This is a genomic window from Uliginosibacterium sp. 31-16, assembly GCF_030730865.1.
In the GTDB taxonomy this organism is placed as follows: domain Bacteria; phylum Pseudomonadota; class Gammaproteobacteria; order Burkholderiales; family Rhodocyclaceae; genus Uliginosibacterium.
In genome coordinates this window covers 458,956-480,420 of sequence record NZ_JAVALZ010000002.1, presented here as the reverse complement: position 1 = coordinate 480,420, position 21,465 = coordinate 458,956, and the positions used below count along the sequence as shown (strand labels likewise).

Sequence of the window (21,465 nt, the reverse complement as noted above, 5' to 3'; positions counted from 1 at the left end):
CTGTTGCGTGTTGTTCTCCCGATGAGGTCAATATGAACAAGGAAAGTGCGAAGCCCTCTGTCTGGCATGCACAGACGGCTGACGCCGCCATGCAGACCCTTGATGCCACCCCGTCCGGCTTGTCCGCCACCGCCGTGAGCGAACGCCTTCTTGTACACGGCCCCAATCTGCTGCCACCGCCGCTGCGGCGCTCCGCCTGGCTGCGCTTCTTCGCCCAGTTCAACAATGTGCTGGTGCTGGTGCTGCTGGGCGCTGGCGTAGTCACCCTGCTGCTCGGGCACTACGTTGATGCCGGTGTGATTGTCGGGGTGACCATCCTCAATGCGTTGATTGGCTTCATCCAGGAAGGCAAGGCCGAAGCCGCGCTGGAGGCCATCCGCTCCATGCTCACGCCCACGGCCGCAGTGCTGCGCGATGGACAGCGCCAGAGCGTGGATGCGGCTGATCTGGTGCCCGGTGACATCGTGTTGCTGGCTGAGGGGGATCGTGTGCCGGCCGATCTGCGCCTGCTCGAAGCGAAGAACCTGCGCATCGAGGAGTCCGCCCTGACCGGTGAAGCCATGCCCGTGGAGAAGAGCCTGCAGCCTGTGTCTGCCGAGAGTGTGCCGGGAGACCGGCTGTGCATGGCCTTCTCCGGCACCCTGGTGGTGTATGGCGCCGGCCGGGGGCTGGTGGTGGAGACCGGCTCCCGCACCGAGATCGGCCAGATCAGCGCCATGCTCGCCAGTGTCGAGGAAATCGATACGCCCATGCTGCGCAAAATGGCGCAGTTCTCGCGCGTGCTCACCGTCGCCATCGCGATACTGGCCGCGGTGGCCTTCGTCTGCGGCGTATGGCTGGGGCATTACAGCTGGGGCGAGATGTTCATGGTGGCGGTGGGGATTGCCGTGGCGGCGATTCCGGAGGGGCTGCCGGCCATCGTGACCATCACGCTCGCCATCGGCGTACAGCGCATGGCGCGGCGTAATGCTATCGTGCGGCGCCTGCCGGCGGTCGAAACGCTGGGTTCGGTCACGGTAATCTGCACCGACAAGACCGGAACCCTGACCCGCAACGAGATGACCGTGCAACGCGTGGCCACCAGCGAGCATCTGTTCGAGGTCGGTGGCGTAGGCTACGGGCCGGAGGGCGGTATCCATCTTGACGGCCAGCGCATCGAGCCACGTGAATACGCCGTGCTGGGCGAACTGGCGCGGGCCGGGCTGCTGTGCAACGACGCTCAGGTGCATGCCGACGGCGCGCAGTGGCGTCTGCAGGGCGACCCGACCGAAGGTTCGCTGTGTGCCCTGGCGATGAAGGCCGGCTTGCAACAGGCGGCTGAAGACGCCCGTGCTCCACGCCGCGACGTGATCCCGTTCGCCGCAGAAAACCGCTTCATGGCCACCCTGCATGACACGGCGATTTACCTGAAGGGCGCACCGGAAGCCGTGCTGGCCCGGTGCAGACTGCAACGCACGCTGGCCGGTGATGTGCCGCTAGATCTGCCGCGCTGGGAGGCGCAGAACGACAAGCTCGCCAGTCAGGGGCTGCGCGTGCTGGCGCTGGCCAGTGCGATGCCTGATGCAGCACAGGCTGAACTGCCGCTCGAAACACTCGGCAATGACTTCGTCCTGCTCGGCCTCGTTGGCATCATCGACCCGCCGCGCGAGGAGGCGCAGCGCTCCGTGGCGCTGTGTCGCGACGCCGGCATTCGCGTCAAGATGATCACCGGCGACCATGCCATCACCGCGCGTGCCATCGGCCAGCAGCTCGGGTTGGGCGAGCCGGAATTCCGCAGCCTGACCGGCGCCCAGATCGAGGCCATGAACGACGAAGAGCTGCGCGACGCAGCCCAGCAGACGGACATCTTTGCGCGCGCCAGCCCGGCGCACAAGCTACGTCTGGTCGAAGCGCTGCAGGCGCGCGGCGAAGTCGTCGCGATGACCGGAGACGGCGTGAACGATGCGCCGGCGCTCAAGCGTGCCAGCGTGGGCGTGGCAATGGGGCAGAAGGGTACCGAGGTGGCCAAGGAAGCCGCCGAAATGGTGCTGGCTGACGACAACTTCGCCTCCATCAGCCATGCCGTGGAAGAAGGGCGCACGGTCTATGAAAACATCCGCAAGGCCATCCTCTACATTCTGCCCACCAACGGTGGCGAAGCCGGCGCCATCCTCGTGGCGATGCTGCTGGGCATGCAGATGCCGATCACGCCGGTGCAGATACTGTGGGTGAACATGGTCACCGAAGTCACGTTGTCGCTGTCACTGGCCTTCCTGCCCGTGGTTGCCGGCAGCATGCAGCGCCCGCCGCGTGATCCGGCCGAGCCGCTGCTGACCGGTTTTCTCGGCTGGCGCATCCTGATCGTTACCAGTCTGATGACGGCGGCTGCACTGATCCTGTTCCGCTGGGAGCTGGCTGCCGGAGCCAGTCTGGCCAGCGCACGCACGGTGGCGGTGAACATGGTCGTGGTGGGTGAGGTTGCCTACCTACTCAACTGTCGTGATCTGGAGCGCAGCGTACTGTCGCTGGAAGGCATTTTCGGCAACCGGCCAGCCTGGATCAGCATCGCCATCGTCATGAGCCTGCAGCTGGCCTTCACCTATGTTCCGTGGCTGCAGACCTGGTTTGGCACCGGCGATGTGTCGCTGGCCAGCTGGGGACGCATTGCGCTGGGCGGTCTGCTGATTCTGCTGGTGGTGGAAAGCGAAAAGGTCCTGGTGGCACGCTGGCGTCGATGACTGCCTGAAGAGCGGCCCCGGACAAGGCTTTGCGGGCAGCATCCCGCTACAGCCGCATGGGGCTTGCGGGTTCAGGAGGTACGCCTCAAGACGCCCGCCAGAAGCGGGTCTCCAGCAGGGTGCTGCGCTGGCCGAATCTGCCCGGAAGAGCCCTTCGCACCGGTTCCGGCGTGTGTCTGCCGTGTGTGCCGCCAAGTTTGTATGCACCTTTGGACATAAGGGGTATTGACAATGATCAAACGCCCGGCGGTGCGCTAGCATCGCTGCACCTCTCAGGGTCTACGCCCGCGCGATCCCGAGGGAAGCACGCACAAAACCCAATGGAGACACAGAGAGATGAGCGCAATCAATTCCGTGATGCAGGAAACCCGCGTATTCCAGCCGTCCGCAGAGACGGTGGCGCGCGCCACGATTTCCGGCATGGCTGCTTACGAGGCCTTGTGCAAGGAAGCCGAAACCGACTACGCCGGTTACTGGGCCCGTCTGGCCCGCGAGCACGTGAGCTGGAAAACCCCGTTCACCCAGAGCCTGGACGAATCCGAAGCGCCGTTCTATCACTGGTTCGCCGATGGCACGCTGAATGTTTCGTACAACTGTCTGGATCGCAACCTTGAGAACGGTAACGCCGACAAGGTCGCAATCATTTTCGAGGCCGACGACGGCACCGCCACCAAGGTCACCTACCGCGAGCTGCACACGCTGGTCTGCAAATTTGCCAACGGCCTCAAGTCGCGCGGCATCAAGAAGGGCGACCGCGTCATCATCTACATGCCGATGTCGATCGAAGGCGTGGCGGCCATGCAGGCCTGCGCGCGCATCGGTGCGGTGCACTCGGTGGTGTTCGGCGGTTTCTCCGCCAAGAGCGTGCATGAACGCATCATCGACGCCGGCGCGATTGCCGTGATCACCGCCGACGAGCAATGTCGCAGCGGCAAGAGCCTGGGCCTCAAGAGCGTCATCGACGAAGCGCTGGCGATGGGCGGCTGCGAAAGCATCCATACCCAGATCGTGTATCGCCGCACCGGCGCGCAGATCCCGATGCAGGAAGGCCGCGACGTTTTCCTCAACGAGCTGATCGCCAACCAGTCGGCGAGCTGCGAGCCCGAATGGGTCGGCGCCGAGCACCCGCTGTTCCTGCTCTACACCTCCGGCTCCACCGGCAAACCGAAGGGCGTGCAGCACTCCACCGGCGGCTACCTGCTGCATGCCATCCTGACCATGAAGTGGACCTTCGACATCAAGCCCGAAGACACCTTCTGGTGCACCGCCGATATCGGCTGGGTCACGGGTCACACCTACATCACCTATGGCCCGCTGGCCTGCGGCGCCACCGAAATCGTGTTCGAGGGCGTGCCCACGTATCCGGATGCCGGGCGTTTCTGGCAGACCATCGAGAAGCACAAGGTCAGCGTGTTCTACACCGCGCCCACCGCCATCCGCGCGCTGATCAAGGCGTCGGATGTTGATCCGAAAGTGCATCCGAAGAACTACAAGCTCGATTCCCTGCGCCTGCTCGGTTCGGTCGGCGAGCCAATCAACCCCGAAGCCTGGATGTGGTACTACGAGCAGATCGGCGGCTCGCGCTGCCCGATTGCGGATACCTTCTGGCAGACCGAAACCGGCGGCCACATGATCACTCCGCTGCCCGGCGTCACGCCGCTGGTGCCGGGCTCCTGCACCCTGCCGTTCCCCGGCATCCAGGCCGCCATCGTGGATGAAACCGGCCACGATGTGGAATGGGGCAAGGGCGGCTTCCTCGTCGTCAAGAAACCCTGGCCGTCGATGATCCGCACCATCTACGGCGATCCGGACCGCTTCCGCAAGAGCTACTACCCCGACGACCTCGGCGGCCGCCTGTATCTGGCTGGCGATGGCGCCATGCGCGACGCCAAGACTGGCAACTTCACCATCATGGGCCGCATCGACGATGTGCTGAACGTTTCCGGCCACCGCATGGGCACCATGGAAATCGAATCCGCGCTGGTAGCCAATCCGCTGGTGGCAGAAGCCGCGGTAGTGGGGCGCCCGGACGACCTGACCGGCGAGGCCATCTGCGCCTTCGTGGTGCTGAAACAGGTCCGCCCGACGGGCGACGCCGCCAAGGCCATGATCAAGCAGCTGCAGGACTGGGTGGCCAAGGAAATCGGCCCGATTGCCAAGCCCAAGGACATCCGCTTCGGCGACAACCTGCCCAAGACCCGCTCCGGCAAGATCATGCGCCGCCTGCTGAGGGCGTTGGCCAAGGGCGAGGAAATCACCCAGGACGTTTCCACTCTCGAGAATCCCGCGATTCTGGAGCAGCTCAAGCATTCGGCCTGACCTTCTGTGGTCGGATACCGGCGGGGCAAGGGCGGAAGCGCTTGCCCCGCTTTCCATTGCGCAGACCTGCGGGCTGGTTTGTGGCATGCCTGCAGAGCCGCTCCCGGCGGCACTCTCCGGAAGGTGTGCCTGCAGAGCCGCGCCCTGTGAGGCCCAGCGGGCAGGGTGGCTGCACAGGCCCGCCCCATGCGGCTGTGCGAGGGGGCTGCGCGCACCTGTGGCGCGCTTGCCTATACGCGCCGGCTCAGGGCAGCGCTGCTGCGAAATCGCTCATCACGTCGCTGAGTGCGGTGTGGTTCGGGCCTTCGCCAAAACCGTAAACCTTGTAGCGCGGCATGTAACGCAGCATGTAACGCTTTTTCATCGGCTGACGTGCCGCGCCTTCACCCTCGGCGAGCACTTCGATGTCATGGTAGCCGTGGCTGATCGAATCCAGCCTGTTGACCTGCAGGCTGGCCTTCACGCACCAGAAATCCGGTTCGGTTTCGACCATGCCTTCTTCGTCCTCTGCCTCTGCGTTCTCCTCGCTTGCCGGCGCAGAGGCCGCTTGCCGGGCTTTCTCCGCCGCGCTTTCGCTAGCCGCGGTTTCCTCCGCGCGTTTCTCGCTGCGATAGGCGAGGCAGCTGTCCAGATCGTCGAGTCGGGTTGTAAGGTGCAGCACGCTGACGAAGTCCTGCCCCTGCCGCTGGTAATACTGCTCTTCGCCGCTGCTGTTGCGCAGGCTGAAGCCCGCCTGCTTGGCCGACAGTTTCGGAAAGCTCACCACCGGCGGCGTCTCGCCCAGCTCGCCGGGGAGGATGCCGCTCTGGCTGGCGACTTCGACCCATTCGCCGTTCTTCTTCTCGCGCAAGCTCGCCATCACGTACCAGGCGGTATTTTCCACATCGACCAGCATGTCCAGCGTGCCCGCTGCCGCCATTTTGGCGATATCCACACTGCCGGTTTCAATCTTGGTGCTGATCTCCGGGCGCATTTCGCGGTAGCCGATCACCAGCAGCTGGCGCTTGCCGTCCGGCGAATCCTCGTGCGCCAGCAACTGCAGCAGCTGGTGATGCACGGTCGGCCGGTTCATCACCGTGTCCACATAGCGGGAGACCAGCCCGAAGCGCGTGCCGGTGCCGGCGTAAATGTCGGTGAGCAGGCGCGTGTCAGCATCCAGCTCGGCGGACTTGTTTCGGTCGCTCAGCATGGCCAGTGCGATCACCACGCACAGGAAGATGCCAATTGCGGCAAAGGCGATGGTCGCCACTTTCAGGGTCTTGCGAAGCTTGGGATTCATTGCGGGCACAGGGGCAAAAAGAGGGGGCTGAGTCGGGGCCGCATTTTACCCGGGCTGGCCCGCAGCGTGCCGCCACTCCTCGGCTGGCGCGGCGAAACATCCGGCCACCCAGCCACGTCTGGCGACTGCGGCCCCAAACAATCATCTGTCTCGGGCCCGTCATGCCCGCAGCAGGCCCTGCGCAGCGTGATGCAATTCACGTTCCCGCGCATTTATCCGGCATTCTTGATCTGGATCGGTATCCATCTTCCCCGCAAGACCTTGCGCAGTCCTAGAATCCCGTAAGCATTCGCAGCGCCCGCTGCGCGATGGCAAGCAACCGGCCGCAGAGCCCGCGAACACAACTGCAAGGAGACGCCGCATGGGAATCCTGTCTGGCCTGCTCGGCAATGCCGGCGTCGTGCCACCCGACAAACTCGCCGCCGACTATGGCCGCCTGCTGGTCGAGAATGAATCCATCGAAATCGGTTTCGTCGTGCTGCGCGACACCTTCGTGTTCACCAGCAAGCGCCTGATCCTCGTCGATATCCAGGGCTTCACCGGCAGCAAGATCGATTACCTGTCCGTGCCCTACAGCAAGATCACCAAATTCAGCATCGAAACCGCCGGCACCTTCGATCTGGATGCCGAACTGAAAATCTGGGTCGGCAGCGACCCCGAGCCGATTTCAAAGAAATTCAATAAGAAAGTGAATATCTACGACCTGCAGCAGGTGCTGGCTACGCATGTGCTGGGGTGAGCTTAGGGACGCTTTGATTTAAATGGGTTAAAAACCATTTATATTTTGTCGATCGCGGTCTAGCAGGTGTCGGCCAGGAGCGGACGGTTTAGGCTGGCGCTCAAAAGCTACCGTTCGCCACTGCTGCTTTTTCTGCCGGTTTAGTAAGTCGAAAGAGATGCGGCAGTATTGTGGAGACGCAGACGCAGACGCTGAGCGGGTCTCCATGAGTTTACGCTTGGCAGGTTGTACAACAGATCGGCAAGCTATGGCGCAATATTGCTGTTCAAATTTAACGTTAGCCCTCTTACTAAAGTGCCTCTATGAATGATCTCGCTCACGAAGATGTCGGATTCATCAAATACTCAGGAAGCGCTGTGCCGCATGGCGTCATAGACGCCGGAAGCGCAGGCATGGCACTAATTGGGCTTGACGAGGCACTACGTTTTTTTAATGAAAAACAATCGACCGAGTTCGCAAAACTGGACTACGAAATTCCGGTTAGAACCGAGGGCGGATCGTGGATTGCAATTGTTCTTGGTGCCATGGGGGCCGGAGCAGGTACGTTTGCGCTCTCCTATCTCAAAAAGGCCGGAGAGAAAATGGCTGAAAACGATTGCAAGGATATTGGCCTCAAAGATGTCCTAAAAAAATCCATGAGTGCAATGCAATATCTTGTGCGCTTGGTAAAGCACACAAAAAAGTCTAAAGGATGGGAAACACAAAATGTCCTTTGGCGGGAGAATGGAAATGAAGTTGGAATCCCAAACGATGCAGGAGAAGTTTTATTTATTCCTACAGAGTTCTTCAATTGGTACGCATCGATACCGCAGCGTTTGATCGTAAAAATGACGACGGTCGTTAGAGCCGAAAGAACTTTATCAATTGGTGTAATGAAGGGCGGAGTTTGCGAAGAAGTAACTGTGGGCGAAATCGACAAAATTTTGTTCTCAGAAGATACCTTAGATGCAGATGAGGACTTCCTGTTTCCGGAGCTGGAGCACGGGAAGACGGTTAAACTTGAAGGAAAGTTGATCCGTGGTAGCGAAGCGTCAAATTCAGTTGGCTTTGAGTACGAGGGCCATGTTCTTAACTGCATTCCAGATTTCGGCAATGTAAGACGTTTCAAATATGCCCTTTTTCTCAAATGCGTCATCGAGGGAACAGTAAGCCGCCTGACAAAGCAGCGTCTGGTCGCAGAGAAGCGACCAACGATCATTATTCACAAAGCGACTCCATTGGAAGATGACGGCCAATATAGCCTCAAGTTTCCGGGCTAACCCGGCAGTCGAGAGGGACGGCCACAAGCTGCGCTTGTGGTTCCCTACGCTTCGCTCCGGCCGCCCCTCACTTCTACGCTAGGCCGCAGAAAATTTGCAACAGCCTCACCTACAACAATGCAAGGGAGAAACAATTGTCAAACTACGCCAATCACTCTGTTTTAAAGAAAATTGAGCCGACGCAGCCATGGTGGAAGAGTACGTATGAGCCAGGTGACACAGTTCCTGTCTCTGGAATTTATATTTGCCTAGGCTGCAATCGGGAAATTACTTCCAATGAAAACGATCCATTTCCCCCGCAGAACCACCACCAGCACACCCAGGCTCAAGGGAGGATTCGGTGGAAATTGAACGTAAGGACCAACACTAGCGGTGAGTAGTGATCAATCTAAGGCCTAACCATTCAGTAGAGAGGGACAGCCTGCAAGCTGCGCTTGCAGGTTCCCTCCGTGCTTCGTGCTCCGGACGCCCCTCACTTTCACGTTGAACGTCCGCTTTCTCAAAACCTGGTAGGGTGCGCACCGCGCACGCTGACCCCGCGTCCGTTCTCGCACGATGCCCTTCAAGCGACCCGACGGTGGTTGGATTGTTGGGATTGGTGCGCAATGCGCACCCTACAGATTGAATCGATTCGCGCCAGCCAGGTAGGGTGCTCACCGCGCACGCTGACCCCGCGTCCGTTCTCGCACGATCCCCTTCAAGCGGCCGACGGTGGGTGGATGGTTGGGATTGGTGCGCAATGCGCACCCTACGTTTTTGGCATGTGCTGCGTGGCGTCCTTCCGGACGGCTTGCGAGAGGGCGTGTGGGTGGCGATGATCGGCGCTTTCCGCGTTGCGGCTGATCCATGTCGAGCTACCGTCGTTCAAATGCTGCCGGTGCTACCTTCTTCTTCACGGTGGTGATGCACCGCCGCCAACGCATCCTTACCGATGACCCTTTGCGTGTGGCTTTGCGCGATGCCGTGCGGCGGGTGCGGGCGGATATGCCTTTTGCCATTGATGCCTGGGTGCTGTTGCCGGATCATCTCCATTGCATCTGGACGCTGCCGCCGGGTGACGCGGATTTTGGGCGGCGCTGGGGGCGTATCAAACTACTTGTCACCCGCGCCGTGGCGACGGATTACGAACGGGCCGAATGGCGCAATGCCTCGCGCATTGCCCGACGCGAATCGACGCTATGGCAACGCCGTTTCTGGGAACACCAAATCCGCGACGATGCGGATTACGCTGCACACATGGATTACGTGCACATCAATCCGGTGAAACACGGCTTGGTGGGCGCCGTGGCGGAATGGCCGCATTCCACCTTTCACCGCCTCGTGCGCGCCGGGGTGTATCCGGTGGATTGGGCGGGCGGCGATGCGGAGTTGCCGGAATATCGGTTCGACGAGTAGCGCGTCACTTGATTCGCGCGGGCAAGCGAGCCGCGTGTAACCGGGTAGGGTGCGCACCGCGCACGCGGAACTGGCGTTTGCATCCGCTTAACATCCTTAACCAGTCCGTTTGGGGATGAAATTCTGGATTGGTGCGCAATGCGCACCCTACAGATTGAATGGATTCGCGCCAAGCGCATGACCTTGAATGAAAAACCGCCACTCCGGCGGTTTTTTGTTAGTTTCTCAAGACCCGCATCCGGCGTGGCCTGCAGGCCGGCCTGCCTGAAGACCCGCTCCCATCCTTGATTACCAGCCTGCCTGCCCGCAGAGGTCCGCCAGTAGTGGCTCTACGGGCAGGCAGGTGCAGAGCGTCCCAGGCTGCGCGCCCACGCAGGGCGTGGGTGCGATCAGCCGGACAAATCAGGCCGGGACAGCTTCACCTGCGCCAAGGAAGAGGTTGGGTGTGCTGCGTGCATAGCCTTGCTCGCCAACCAGCACGTCCAGCGCCAGGGTGGCGAGGTCGTCGGCTTGCGGGTCGATCTGGCTGTCGTGTTTCGGGAAGAAGGTCTTGATGTAGCTGTGGCAAGTGTCGCAGGCTTCGGCGCGCACGGCTTCGCTGCCGCCTTCGAGCCCGAAGTACTGGACGACTTCGCCCGTGTCGCAGTGGGTGCAGCGTGCGCGGATGGCGTTCCAGCGGGTGGCGCACAAGCTGCATTCGAGGTAGCGCAGGCCGTCCTTGCCTTCGCCGGCGTAGACGAGGCTGGCGTGCGGCGCGCTGCCGCAGCAGGGGCATGCGGCGGCGGGCACGGCCGTGGGCTGGCGGAAGCCGGGCAGGGCCTGGTGGGCGGCGTCGGCCCAGACCACTTGCAGGGCGGCTGCGATGATGAAGTCGCACGCTTCGGCGGGGGCAGTGTCAGGCTGGGCCGCGGCGCGGCTGAGGCCGGCGGCGAGCCGTGCGTCGAGTTCGTCGCCTGTGGGCATCGCTACGGACGGGAAGCTTTGCGCGAGCCGGGGAAGGATCTCTTTCGCGCGGGCGAGCAGGGTGGCCCGGTGCGCGGCGAGCAGCGGCATCTGCGGTGCTGAGACGATGGGCAGGGTGAAGGCGGGCAGCTGTTCCGCGAGGTTTTGTTGGGCCTCGAAAAGCCGGGCCAGCCAGGCGAGCCAGTCACCCAGCGCATGCCCACTGGCCAGCGCCCGCATGCGGGCGGCGCGGGTGGAGAAGAGTGTGGTGGCGGGGGCCAGGATGGCGGGCGGGGTGAGGGCGGAGGAAAGCGGGGTGTGCGCTGGCGTCATCGGGTGGGGGAACTGGCGTGATGAGTGGTGAGGGGGCTGGCATGGGGCGGGCGGCGAGGCCGGGGCGCTCATGCCAGCGGGGTTTCGGATGTCGTTGAGTGATCGGGTGAAACTTTGTTTGAACCTGGCGTGCGTAGTGCCGTTCGGGCCGAGAGCCGGGCTTTCGACAATCTCAGGATAAACCAGACTGTGTCCGGCCCGGTGCCGGGGCTCGGACCCCGCCCTCGATACACGCCCTGCGGGCGCACTCGGGCCGAACGGAGTTCGAACATCACCGGCCGGATCAATGCCTGCCTGCTTGTCGCCTATTTGCCGGTGACCTGCCGGTACCAGGCACGATGGTGCTGCTTGGCCCAGGCGCGGGTGACGGTGCCGTACCACATGGCGCGGATGGTGCCTTTCACCCAGATGGCGGCATACACGTGGACGAAGATCAGGGCGATCATCACGGCGGCCACGCCGGCATGCACCACGGCGCCCAGGCGCACGGCGGTGATGTCGAAGTGGAAGTACGCACGCCAGATCAGGACGCCGGACACCGTCATCAGCAGCATGCCGACGGCCAGCACCCAGAACAGCGCTTTCTGCCCGCCGTTGTATTTGCCTTGCTCGGGCATGTTGTGGTCGTCGCCATTGACCATTTCCTTCGCGCGCTTGAGCCACTCGATATCCGCGGAATTCATGATGTTGAGCTTGCGGAAGCGCAGGAAGATCGACAGGAATGAAACCGCCATCAGGATGCCGATGAAGGGGTGCAGGATGCGCGCCCACACCGGCCCGCCGAAGAGCTGGGTGAGCGGGAAGAAGGCCGGATGGAAGAAGGCCAGTCCGGAGAGCGCGAGGAGGATGAAGCAGATGCCGACCACCCAGTGGTTGGCCCGCTCGGACGCGGTGTAGCGTTTCAGGTCTTTCGGGTCGCGGATCATTTCGCACCTTCCTTCTCGTTGTCTTCCCGGTCAATCTCGTCTTCGGTTTCCTTTGAGACTTCGTTCGGGCCCATGGTCACGTAGTGGAACAGGCTGCCGAGTGCGACGCCGGCCAGGGCCAGCGTGGCCAGCGGCTTGGCGAAGCCTTTCCACAGCGAGACGAGTGGGCTGACCGAGGGGTCTTTGGGCAGCTTGCTGTAGAGCTGGGGTTTGTCGGCGTGATGCAGCACGTACATGACGTGGGTGCCGCCCACACCCTGCGGATCGTACAGGCCGGCGTTGGCAAAGCCGCGCTGCTTCAGGTCGGTGATGCGGGTGGCGGCGACTTCCTTCATGTCTTCCTTGCTGCCGAACTGGATCGCGCCGGTCGGGCAGGTCTTCACGCAGGCGGGCTCCTGGCCGACGGCCACGCGGTCCGAGCACAGCGAGCATTTGTAGGCCTTGCTGTCGAGCTTGGAGATGCGTGGCACGTTGAAGGGGCAGCCGGTGACGCAGTAGCCGCAGCCGATGCAGTTTTCCTGGTGGAAATCGACGATGCCGTTTTTGTACTGGATGATCGCGCCCGGCGACGGACAGGCTTTCAGGCAGCCCGGGTCGGCGCAGTGCATGCAGCCATCCTTGCGGATGAGCCATTCCAGTTTGCCGTTCTCTTCGGTTTCGGTGAAACGCATCACCGTCCAGGCTTCGGCCGAGAGGTCGGTCGGGTTGTCATACACGCCGACGCATTCGCCCACGTCGGCACGGATGTCGTTCCACTCCGAGCAGGCGACCTGACAGGCCTTGCAGCCGATGCAGGTGGTTACGTCGATGAGCTTGGCCACTTCGATGGGCTCACGCACCTGGGTGGAGGGCGTGGTGGTGGCCGAGCGGCGCAGGATGTCTAGCGATTGCAATGCCATGATCGGGCCTCCTTACGCTTTTTCCAGATTGACGAGGAAGGCCTTGTACTCGGGCGTCTGCGTGTTGCAGTCGCCCACGGCCGGCGGCAAGGTGTTGGTGAGGTAGCCCTTTTTGGCGACCGTCTCCCAGCCCCAGTGCAGCGGAATGCCGATCTGGTGCACGGTCTGCTTGTTCACCGTGAGTGCAGCGATGCGCTTGGTGACTACGGCGCGGGCCTTGATGAAACCGCGCTTGGAGCTGACCTTGACCCAGTCGCCCTGAACAATGCCTTTGTCTTTCGCCAGCGCTTCGCCGATTTCGACGAACTGCTCGGGCTGGGCAATGGCCAGCAGGCGCACCGATTTGGTCCAGAACTGGAAGTGCTCGGTGAGCCGGTAGGTGGTCGCCACGAAGGGGAACTCGGTGTGGGTGCCCAGACGCTCGCGGTCGCTCTTGAAGATGCGCACGGCCGGGCTGCTGACCACCTTGGGGTGCATGGGGTTGGTGCCGAGCGGACTCTCCATCGGTTCGTAGTGCTCGGGGAAGGGGCCGTCGACGAGCTTGTCGACACAGAACAGGCGGCCAACCCCTTCGGGATTCATGATGAAAGGATTCATGCCGGCGGCAGGGGCTGAGTCAACCTTGAAATCCGGCACGTCGCCGCCAGCCCAGCGTTCGCCATTCCAGGCGATGAGCTTGCGGCTGGCATCCCACGGCTTGCCGGCAACATCGCAGGAAGCGCGGTTGTAGAGGATGCGCCGGTTGGCAGGCCAGGCCCAGGCCCAGCCGGGGGTGTTGCCCAAGCCGGTGTCGGTGTTGTCGCGCCGCGCCATCTGATTGCCGGCCTGCGTCCAGCAGCCGGAGAAAATCCAGCAGGCACAAGCGGTGGAGCCGTCGTCCTGCAGGGTGGCGAAGCCGGGCAGCTGCTCGCCCTTTTTCACCAGCACCTTGGTCTTGTCGGCGGGGTCGGGAATGTCGGCCAGCGCACGGCCGTTGAGTTCCTTGGCCAGCTCTTCGGGCGTCGGGTTCTTCGGGTCGCGATAGGCCCACGAGAGGTTGAGGATCGGGTCGGCGAGCTTGCCGCCATCCTTGCGGTACAGTTCGCGCAGGGCCACGAAGAGTTCGCCGATGATCTCCTGATCGGACTTGGCTTCACCCGGCGGCTCGGCGCCCTTGAAGTGCCACTGCAGCCAGCGTGAGGAATTGACGATGGCGCCGTCTTCCTCGGCAAAACAGGTGGAGGGCAGGCGGAAGACTTCGGTCTGGATCTGGGCAGGGTCGACGTTGTTCGCTTCGCCGTGGTTCTGCCAGAACGTGGAGGTTTCGGTGGCGATCGGGTCGATGATGACCATGTACTTCAGTTTGGAGAAGGCGGCGGACACCTTGTTGGCGTCCGGGAAGGAGGCCAGCGGATTGAAACCCTGCACGATGAAGCCATTCATCTTGCCCTGATGCATCAGCTCGACGATCTGCAGCACGTCGTACATCTTGTCCCACTTGGGCAGCCAGTCGTAGCCCCAGTTGTTTTCGCGGGTGGCCTTGTCACCCCAGAACCACTTCATCAGGCTGACGAAGAATTTCGGGGTGTTGCTCCAGTAATTGAGCTGGCCTTCGGCAAGCGTTTTCGGGGTGGTCTGCGCCAGATAGGTGGCGAGATCCGGGTGGGCCTTTTCATTCGGCAGGGTGAGGTAGCCGGGCAGGGAAGTCGACAGCAGGCCGAGATCCGACAGGCCCTGGATGTTCGAGTGGCCGCGCAGGGCATTCACGCCGCCGCCGGGCATGCCGATGTTACCCAGCAGGAGCTGGATCATCGCCATGGTGCGGATGTTCTGCGCGCCGGTGGTGTGCTGCGTCCAGCCCAGTGCGTAGAGGATGGTGCCGACCTTGTCGGGTGCAGCGGTCTCGCCTAGATGTTTGCAGACCTGCAGGAAACCTTCCTGCGGGCTGCCGGTGAGGTTGCTGACGACCTCCGGGGTGTAGCGGGCGTAGTGCTGCTTGAGCAGTTGCCATACGCAACGCGGATGCGCCAGGGTCGGGTCGGTCTTGATCTGCCCTTTGCCATCCAGTTCGTAGTTCCAGCTGGCGCGGTCGTACTTGCCTTTCTCGGCGTCATAGCCGGAGAACAGACCTTCTTCAAAGCCGTAGCCTTCCTGGATGATGGCGCCGACGTTGGTGAAGGCCTTGACGTAATCCCACTGGATCTTGTCGTTGGCAATCAGCCAGTTGATGATGCCGCCTAGGAAAACGATGTCCGAGCCGGCGCGGATCGGCACGTATTGATCTGCCACCGAAGCGGTGCGGTTGAAACGCGGGTCAACCACGATCAGCTTGGCGCCGCGCTGCTTCTTGGCCTCGATGGCCCAGCGGAAGCCCACCGGATGCGCTTCGGCGGCATTGCCGCCCATGACCAGGATGAAGTCGGCATTCTTGATGTCGACCCAGCTGTTGGTCATCGCGCCCCGCCCGAAGGTGGAGGCCAGCGCCGACACGGTGGGGCCGTGGCAGACACGGGCCTGCGCATCGGTGGCGATGATGCCCAGTGAGCGCATGAATTTCTGGGTGATGATGCCGGTTTCATTCGACGAGGCAGAGGCCGTCAGCATCGCGGTGGACACCCAGCGATTCACCGGCACGCCGTCAGCGTTCTTGTCGATGATGTTGGCGTCGCGGTCGGCCTTCATGTGGCGGGCCACGCGTTCGATGGCTTCATGCCAGCTGATGCGTTTCCATTCCTTGCTGCCGGCTTCGCGTACCTCCGGGTATTTCAGGCGGCCTGGGCTGTGGATGAAATCCAGCAGCGCCGCACCCTTCGGGCAGAGTGCGCCGCGACTGACCGGGTGATCCGGGTCGCCCTCGATGTGGATGATTTCGGCTTTCGCGTTTTTCGCCCCGTCGCCTAGGCTGTACATCAGCAAGCCGCAGCCGACCGAGCAGTAGGTGCAGGTGTTGCGGGTTTCGCGGGTGCGGGTGAGCTTGTACTGGCGGACTTCGGCGCGGGCATCGGTGGGGGCCAGCCCCACCACGGCGAGACTGGTGCTGCCCAGCCCGGCTGCCGAAATCTTGAAGAACTGCCGCCGGTTGACCTTCAGGGCGGGCGCGGAGGTTTTTCTGGTATTCATGACGTTCCCTCTTGAATGAGCTTCGGCATGCCGGTCTGGTGAGGCCGGTCGTTATCCGGCGCCGCCAACTGCCTGCTTATATGCCATCGAACTCGTCGCGAACAGGCTGGTTAACCCGGAAAACCAGAAGGCGTTGCGGACCTGCGCGCAGGCAGACGAGGGTCTTTGAAAACGAGCAAGCCGTCACGGTTTTTGCCCGAATGGAGCCATCGGATGTTGGGGGGAGTTGCGGCGGCTGAATCGAGGGAGATGCCGCGAGCCGCCTTTGTGGCGGACGTTTCGTGGAGTTGGCTGAATAGGTCTGGCCGTGCTCTCAAGACTCGCATCCAGCAAGGCGTGCAGGTAATCCTGCCTGAAGAACTGCGCCCGTCCTTGTTCGCCAGCCTGCCTGCCCGAAGATGTCCGCTGGGTGCGGCTCTGCGGGCAGGGTTTGGTGAATCATGTTTAGGTCGGCATCACTCCGCCAGCGCCAGATTTGCGTACGGCACCGCGACAGGATCAGTGCTGCGCCAATGCAGGTGGGCGCTGGTGGCGGCTTCGATCAGGAGCTTGCCGGTACTGCGCAGCATGTGACTCTCGCCGGCCTCAAGGATGATGTCGACGGGGCGACCGGCTTCAGTGAGCCAGACCCGGCCGGTTAGAACATGCAGGCTCTGGCCTGGCCGGGCCGTCAGCACGCAGAGTCGGCCGGGGGCGATGTTGAGAGTTTGATTGACGAGTTTATCTTGCATGTTCTGCGCCTCTTGTGTCTTGCTTGAGTGGCATTCTGCGTGGTCAAGGGGTAGAGTTCAAACGAGCAAATTTCAACTACTCATGAGCTTAATTCACCTATGGATGCACCGGCCAGACTTCCGCCTTTGGGCATGTTGCGGGTCTTCGAAGCGGCTGCGCGCTTGGGCAGTTTCAGTGCGGCGGCGCAGGAATTGAATGTGACGCACAGTGCGGTGAGCCACCAGATTCGTGCGCTGGAGGAGCAGCTGGGCTTTGCTTTGTTCCACCGCGAGGGGCGCGGCGTGCAGCTCACGCTGGTCGGGCTGGAGCTGGCTGCGCGTGTGAACCGGGCGCTGTGCGAGATCGGCAGCACGGTGGCGCTGCTGCGCCAGCGGGCGAATCCGCGCCGCCTGACGGTGACGACGATGCCGTCGTTTGCCGCGCGCTGGCTGGCGCCGCGCCTGGGCAGTTTCCTCGAGCAGGAGCCGGATATCGAACTGAACATCGTGACGACCTCGACGGTGCTGGATTTCGCCCGCGATGGCATCGACATTGCGATCCGCTTCGGCTTCGGCGAGGCGCCGGGCCAGCAGGTGGAATTGCTGATGCGCGACGAGATGCTGGTGGTGGCGAGTCCGCAGTTGCTGGGCGATTCGCCGCCGGCCGTACCGGAAGATCTGCGCGATCGGCCGCTGCTGCGCTCGGACGGCGAATTCTGGCGCGGCTGGTTTGAATGCGTGGGGCTGGACTGGTCGGAGCCGCAGGGCGGCCTGTATTTCAATGATTCGGCCATCGTGCTGCAGGCGGCGCTGGATGGGCGCGGCTTTGCTCTGTCGCGGCGCAGCCTGTGCCAGCAGGAACTGGATGCCGGGCGTCTCGTGCAGGTCTTTCCGCAGACCTTGCCGAACACGCGCGCCTACTGGTTCGTGAGCCCGGCCGGCGTGGCGCTGACGCCGTTGGCCCAGCGCTTCCGCGCCTGGATCTTCGAGGAGGCCAGCCGCTGTCCGCCGGTGGCGGAAGATGCAGGGTCCGCTGCGCGCGTGAATGTGACGGCGCTGGAGCGCTGCGTGCATTGAGGCGCACGGCGGCTATTTGCCAGGGGATGGGCTGAAGAAGCCCGCGTGACAAGGGTTTGGCCGGGTTCTGCCTGCAGAGGTCCGTGCCGTGCGGGTCTGCGGCTGGTCAGTGCTCAGGCCTGTGTGCCGTGCCTGAATCCACGCAGGAAGTTTTCAACCAGCATGTGCGCCATCGCTTCTGCGTTTTGCTCGCCGGCCAGGTCCATGCGCTGGCGGATCTTCAGCAGACAGATGCCGTGTACGCCAGCCCACAGGACGCGTGCTGCCTGCTGGACTTCGCTGATGGAATTCTGTCCGGCCAGCGGCGTGAGTGAGGCCTCGACCAGGCCGAAGACCTTCTCTGCTTTCACCAGGTAGCCCGGAGGCAGGGTGCTGCCGTTGTCCGCCACGTACTCGAACAACATGTTCCAGCGGGCTGAGCGGGTTTCTGCATAGGCGATATAAGCATTGGCCAGGGCCAGCAATGCCTCTTCCGGCGTGACGGCGTCTTTCGCATGCGCGCGCAGCCAGTCGTACAAGGCATCCAGCGTGCGTTCATTGACCTGTTGAACGATGTCATCAAGGTTCGCGAACACAAGGTAGAGCGTGCCGACGGTGTAGTTGATCGCGGCTGCCAGCTTGCGCGCCGAGAGGCCCTTGAAGCCTTCCTCGGCGACGATTTTCTCGGCGGCGTCCAGCGCCATGCTGCGGATTTCTTCCCTGCTGTGATCGTTGCGTCTGGCCATGACGGTCTCCAATACCGGTTTCCAGAAAGTTTAACCGATTATTGAACGTTGTTTATTTGTGTGTTACAAAGGCAACTAAACGCTGTTCAATTGTTGTTCAGGCAGAGCATCTAGATGCTGCCGAATACGGGAACAGGTTTTTTTGCAGCATTAATTGAACGTTGTTTATTTGTGAGGCACAAAATGAACGCATTCCGGAAGAGTCCGAGTTATCTGGCGCGGCTGGCCCTCATGCTGATCGGCCTGCTGGCTGGCGCGGTGGCGCAAGCCGCGGGCTTGCTCACACCGAGTGACGGCAGTCTGCCGTCGCTTGATCTGCGCGAGCAGCATGTGAAGGTGGTGATCGAGGATGGCTACGCGGTGACCACGGTGGAGCAGGTGTTCCACAATCCGCACGACAAGGATCTCGAAGCGGTCTATTCCTTCCCGGTGCCCGCGCATGGCGCCGTTGGCGAATTCACGATGTGGATCGACGGCAAGCCGGTGACCGGCGAGGTGCTGGAGAAACAGGCAGCACGCCAGCTCTATGAGCAGGAGAAGAAGGCCGGGCGTGATGCCGGCCTGACCGAGAAGGACAGCTACAAGACCTTTGATATCAGCGTCTCGCCAGTGCGCGCAGGCAAGGACACGCGCATCCGCCTGGTGTATTTCCAGACCGCTGCGGTCGACACCGGCATTGGTCGCTATGTGTATCCGCTGGAAGAGGGCGGGGTTGATGAAGAGAAGCTGGCGTTCTGGACGGCCAACCCCAAGGTCAGTGGCAGCTTCAGCTTTGATCTGCACCTGAAATCCAGCTACCCGGTGGATGGCATTCGCTTGCCAAACCAGAGCCAGGCTCAGGTGACGCAAGTTGGCCCGGGCGAGTGGAAGGTGAGTCTCGCCAGCCAGGGCGCGGCAGGCCCTGCTGCCAATGAAGGCGGCAAGCAGTCTGCCCCGGCCTTCAACCCGACAGCCTCGAATGGCGCGGCTTTCACGCTGGACAAGGATCTGGTGGTGTACTGGCGTCACAAGGCCGGCCTGCCGGGCAGCGTGGATCTGGTGACCTACAAGCCGGATGCGAGCAAGCGCGGTACTTTCATGCTGACCGTGACGCCGGGTGATGACCTGAAACCGATCACCGAAGGCAGCGACTGGATCTTCGTGCTGGATATGTCCGGCTCCATGACGGGAAAATACGCCACGCTGGCGAACGGCGTGCAGCGCGCCATGGCCAAGCTGCGCCCGAATGACCGTTTCCGCATCATCCTGTTCAATGATCGCTCGACCGAACTGACCAAGGGTTACGTCAATGCCACGCCGGACATGGTTCAGCGCTATAGCGCCGAAGTGGCTGCCATCAAGCCGAGCAATGGCACCAATCTGTATGCCGGTGTGCAACAGGGGCTGGATTCCATCGAGGCGGACCGCACCAGCTCCATCGTGCTGGTGACCGATGGTGTCGCCAATGTGGGCGAAACCGCGCAGCGCAAGTTCATCGAACTGGTCAAACAGAAGGACATTCGCTTGTTCACCATGATCATGGGCAACAGCGCCAACCGCCCGCTGCTTGAAGCACTGACGCGCGCCTCCAATGGTTTTGCGATCAGCATTTCCAACAGTGACGACATTGTTGGTCAGTTGCTTACCGCAGTGAGCAAGGTCAGCCACCAGGCGCTGCATGGTGTGCAGGTGAAAATCAATGGCGTGAAAACCGCCGACCTGACGCCGAAGGAAATCGGCAGCCTGTATCGTGGGCAGCAACTGGTGCTGGTCGGCCACTACTGGGGCGATGGTCTGGCCAAGGTGGAGCTGACGGGCCGCATCTCGGGCCAGCCGAAGACCTACCGCACCGAATTCGCCTTCCCGGCGAAGACGACAGCCAACCCGGAGCTGGAGCGACTATGGGCCTACGCGACGATTGAGGAGTTGCAATCCGACATGGCTGACTTCGGCGAGAAGGCTGACCTCAAGCGCGCTGCCACGGATATCGCGCTGGAATATTCGCTGGTCAGCGATTACACCTCGATGCTGGTGCTGCGCGAAGACCAGTTCGCGGCTAACAAGATCGAGCGCCGCAATCAGGCGCGGGTCGGCATCGAAGAGGCTGCTCGCCAGCAACGCGCCCAGACCGCGCCGGTCGCGCATCGGGTGGATACACAGAAGCCGATGAGCAGTGGCAGCCGTGCGAGCCACAGCAGCGGTGGTGGCGCGCTGGATGGCTGGAGCGTGCTGGCGCTGCTCAGCCTGCTCCTCACCACCTTGCGCCTGCGTCGGGCGGCATGAGCGCACTGACGCAAATCCGTAGCAGCCATGGCAGCGTGGAGCTGCCGTGGCTCACCGGACTCGCGGTGGCTCTGGCCATCCTGCTGTGGGCAGGCTTTGGCCCGGCCCCCGCAGCGCTGGTCTTCGACCGAGCAGCCATCGCCTCCGGTGAAGTCTGGCGCCTGCTCACCGGTCATCTGGTGCACAGCGATGCGGGTCACGCACTGTGGGATATCGGTGCATTGGCGATCATCGGCTGGCTGATGGAGGCGCAGGGACGCAGGCGGATGCTGCTGGCGGCGCTGGTGGGTGTCGTGGCGGTGGATGTGTGCCTGTGGTGGGCCATGCCGGGGCTGGAGTTTTACTGTGGTCTGTCCGGCCTGCTCAACACCTTGTTCGTGGTGGCGCTGGCAGGTCTGTGGAAAGCGCATCGGCATCCGGTTTTTCCGCTCGCCGCACTGGTGCTCGGCGTGAAGCTGGTCGCCGAAATCGTGGCAGGGCAGTCACTCGTTGTCAGCACGGCTTGGCCCAGTGTGCCACTGACCCATCTGGCAGGGAGTCTGGGCGGACTGTGCTGCTGGGCAATGGCCGCAACATGGAACCGGAGACGGAGGAGGGATGTGGAAGGCCGGGGATTGCCTTCCTTTCACGAGAACGATGAAAAAGCCGTGGAGTGATGCCTTGATGCAACAAAACGAGCGGTTTCTTTGTTAAAGAAGGATTAATTTGAGTTAATTTCTGTAAGAATTTGCGGCTTTGTTGATTTTGAAGCGCCAGCGCGGCGCTTTGTCTGGCAAAAAACAAA

General features: G+C 62.2%; 15 protein-coding genes. 8 read left to right on the top strand and 7 right to left on the bottom strand.

The genetic code is table 11. The features are described 5' to 3' along the window. Positions 1-32 precede the first annotated feature (32 nt). Both Q9Q94_RS09960 and acs read left to right on the top strand, forming a co-directional pair. On the top strand, positions 33-2,717 hold the full coding sequence (locus Q9Q94_RS09960) for a cation-transporting P-type ATPase (RefSeq protein ID WP_305979911.1): 2,685 nt from the start codon (positions 33-35) through the stop codon (positions 2,715-2,717). 336 nt (positions 2,718-3,053) lie between these two features. Next, positions 3,054-5,036: an acetate--CoA ligase gene (gene acs, locus Q9Q94_RS09955; RefSeq protein WP_305979910.1), complete on the top strand. Its 1,983-nt coding sequence runs from the start codon at positions 3,054-3,056 to the stop codon at positions 5,034-5,036. Between the two features lie 244 nt (positions 5,037-5,280). Here the strand turns inward: acs and Q9Q94_RS09950 are convergent, their stop codons facing one another. Continuing rightward, positions 5,281-6,315, bottom strand: coding sequence for a hypothetical protein (locus tag Q9Q94_RS09950; protein WP_305979909.1), 1,035 nt, complete (start codon positions 6,313-6,315; stop codon positions 5,281-5,283). A gap of 361 nt (positions 6,316-6,676) precedes the next feature. On the opposite strand from Q9Q94_RS09950, the gene Q9Q94_RS09945 reads away from it, so the two are divergent. The 3 genes from Q9Q94_RS09945 (at position 6,677) to Q9Q94_RS09935 (ending at position 9,708) form a co-directional block, all read left to right on the top strand. Next, positions 6,677-7,054 carry a PH domain-containing protein gene (locus Q9Q94_RS09945; protein WP_305979908.1) on the top strand — a complete coding sequence of 126 codons (378 nt, stop codon included), beginning with the start codon at positions 6,677-6,679 and terminating at the stop codon, positions 7,052-7,054. Positions 7,055-7,356: 302 nt separating this feature from the next. After that, positions 7,357-8,313 carry a hypothetical protein gene (locus tag Q9Q94_RS09940; protein ID WP_305979907.1) on the top strand — a complete coding sequence of 319 codons (957 nt, stop codon included), beginning with the start codon at positions 7,357-7,359 and terminating at the stop codon, positions 8,311-8,313. A gap of 846 nt (positions 8,314-9,159) precedes the next feature. Further along, a complete protein-coding gene (locus Q9Q94_RS09935) occupies positions 9,160-9,708 on the top strand; it encodes a transposase (RefSeq protein ID WP_305979906.1) in 549 nt (182 codons plus the stop codon). Positions 9,709-10,110: 402 nt separating this feature from the next. Here Q9Q94_RS09935 and Q9Q94_RS09930 read toward each other — a convergent pair whose 3' ends face one another. From Q9Q94_RS09930 to Q9Q94_RS09910, 5 genes are all read right to left on the bottom strand, one after another. Next, the gene (locus Q9Q94_RS09930) at positions 10,111-10,983 is read right to left on the bottom strand and encodes a formate dehydrogenase accessory protein FdhE (RefSeq protein WP_305979905.1); all 873 of its coding nucleotides are present in this window, start codon (positions 10,981-10,983) and stop codon (positions 10,111-10,113) included. Positions 10,984-11,288: 305 nt separating this feature from the next. Continuing rightward, positions 11,289-11,909, bottom strand: a complete 621-nt coding sequence (locus tag Q9Q94_RS09925) for a formate dehydrogenase subunit gamma (RefSeq protein WP_305979904.1) — start codon at positions 11,907-11,909, stop codon at positions 11,289-11,291. After that, entirely contained in the window at positions 11,906-12,808 is a 903-nt protein-coding gene (gene fdxH, locus Q9Q94_RS09920) for a formate dehydrogenase subunit beta (RefSeq protein WP_305979903.1), read from the bottom strand. The genes Q9Q94_RS09925 and fdxH overlap by 4 nt, the downstream gene beginning before the upstream one ends. 12 nt (positions 12,809-12,820) lie before the next feature. Beyond that, complete coding sequence (gene fdnG, locus Q9Q94_RS09915) at positions 12,821-15,877, bottom strand: formate dehydrogenase-N subunit alpha (protein WP_305980281.1); 3,057 nt, start codon at positions 15,875-15,877, stop codon at positions 12,821-12,823. Between the two features lie 485 nt (positions 15,878-16,362). Next, the gene (locus Q9Q94_RS09910) at positions 16,363-16,638 is read right to left on the bottom strand and encodes a DUF2917 domain-containing protein (RefSeq protein ID WP_305979902.1); all 276 of its coding nucleotides are present in this window, start codon (positions 16,636-16,638) and stop codon (positions 16,363-16,365) included. A gap of 99 nt (positions 16,639-16,737) precedes the next feature. Here Q9Q94_RS09910 and gcvA point away from each other — a divergent pair, with 99 nt between their 5' ends. Next, positions 16,738-17,694: a transcriptional regulator GcvA gene (gcvA, locus tag Q9Q94_RS09905; protein ID WP_305979901.1), complete on the top strand. Its 957-nt coding sequence runs from the start codon at positions 16,738-16,740 to the stop codon at positions 17,692-17,694. A gap of 113 nt (positions 17,695-17,807) precedes the next feature. On the opposite strand, the gene Q9Q94_RS09900 is transcribed toward gcvA, so the two are convergent. Next, on the bottom strand, positions 17,808-18,419 hold the full coding sequence (locus Q9Q94_RS09900) for a TetR/AcrR family transcriptional regulator (RefSeq protein ID WP_305979900.1): 612 nt from the start codon (positions 18,417-18,419) through the stop codon (positions 17,808-17,810). A gap of 183 nt (positions 18,420-18,602) precedes the next feature. On the opposite strand from Q9Q94_RS09900, the gene Q9Q94_RS09895 reads away from it, so the two are divergent. Together Q9Q94_RS09895 and rrtA are read left to right on the top strand one after the other, a co-directional pair. Then, entirely contained in the window at positions 18,603-20,681 is a 2,079-nt protein-coding gene (locus Q9Q94_RS09895; protein ID WP_305979899.1) for a VIT and VWA domain-containing protein, read from the top strand. After that, positions 20,678-21,337 (top strand): rhombosortase, encoded by a 660-nt coding sequence (gene rrtA, locus Q9Q94_RS09890; RefSeq protein ID WP_305979898.1) that lies wholly within the window; start codon positions 20,678-20,680, stop codon positions 21,335-21,337. Before Q9Q94_RS09895 ends, rrtA begins: the two co-directional genes overlap by 4 nt. The last annotated feature ends 128 nt before the right edge of the window (positions 21,338-21,465 follow it).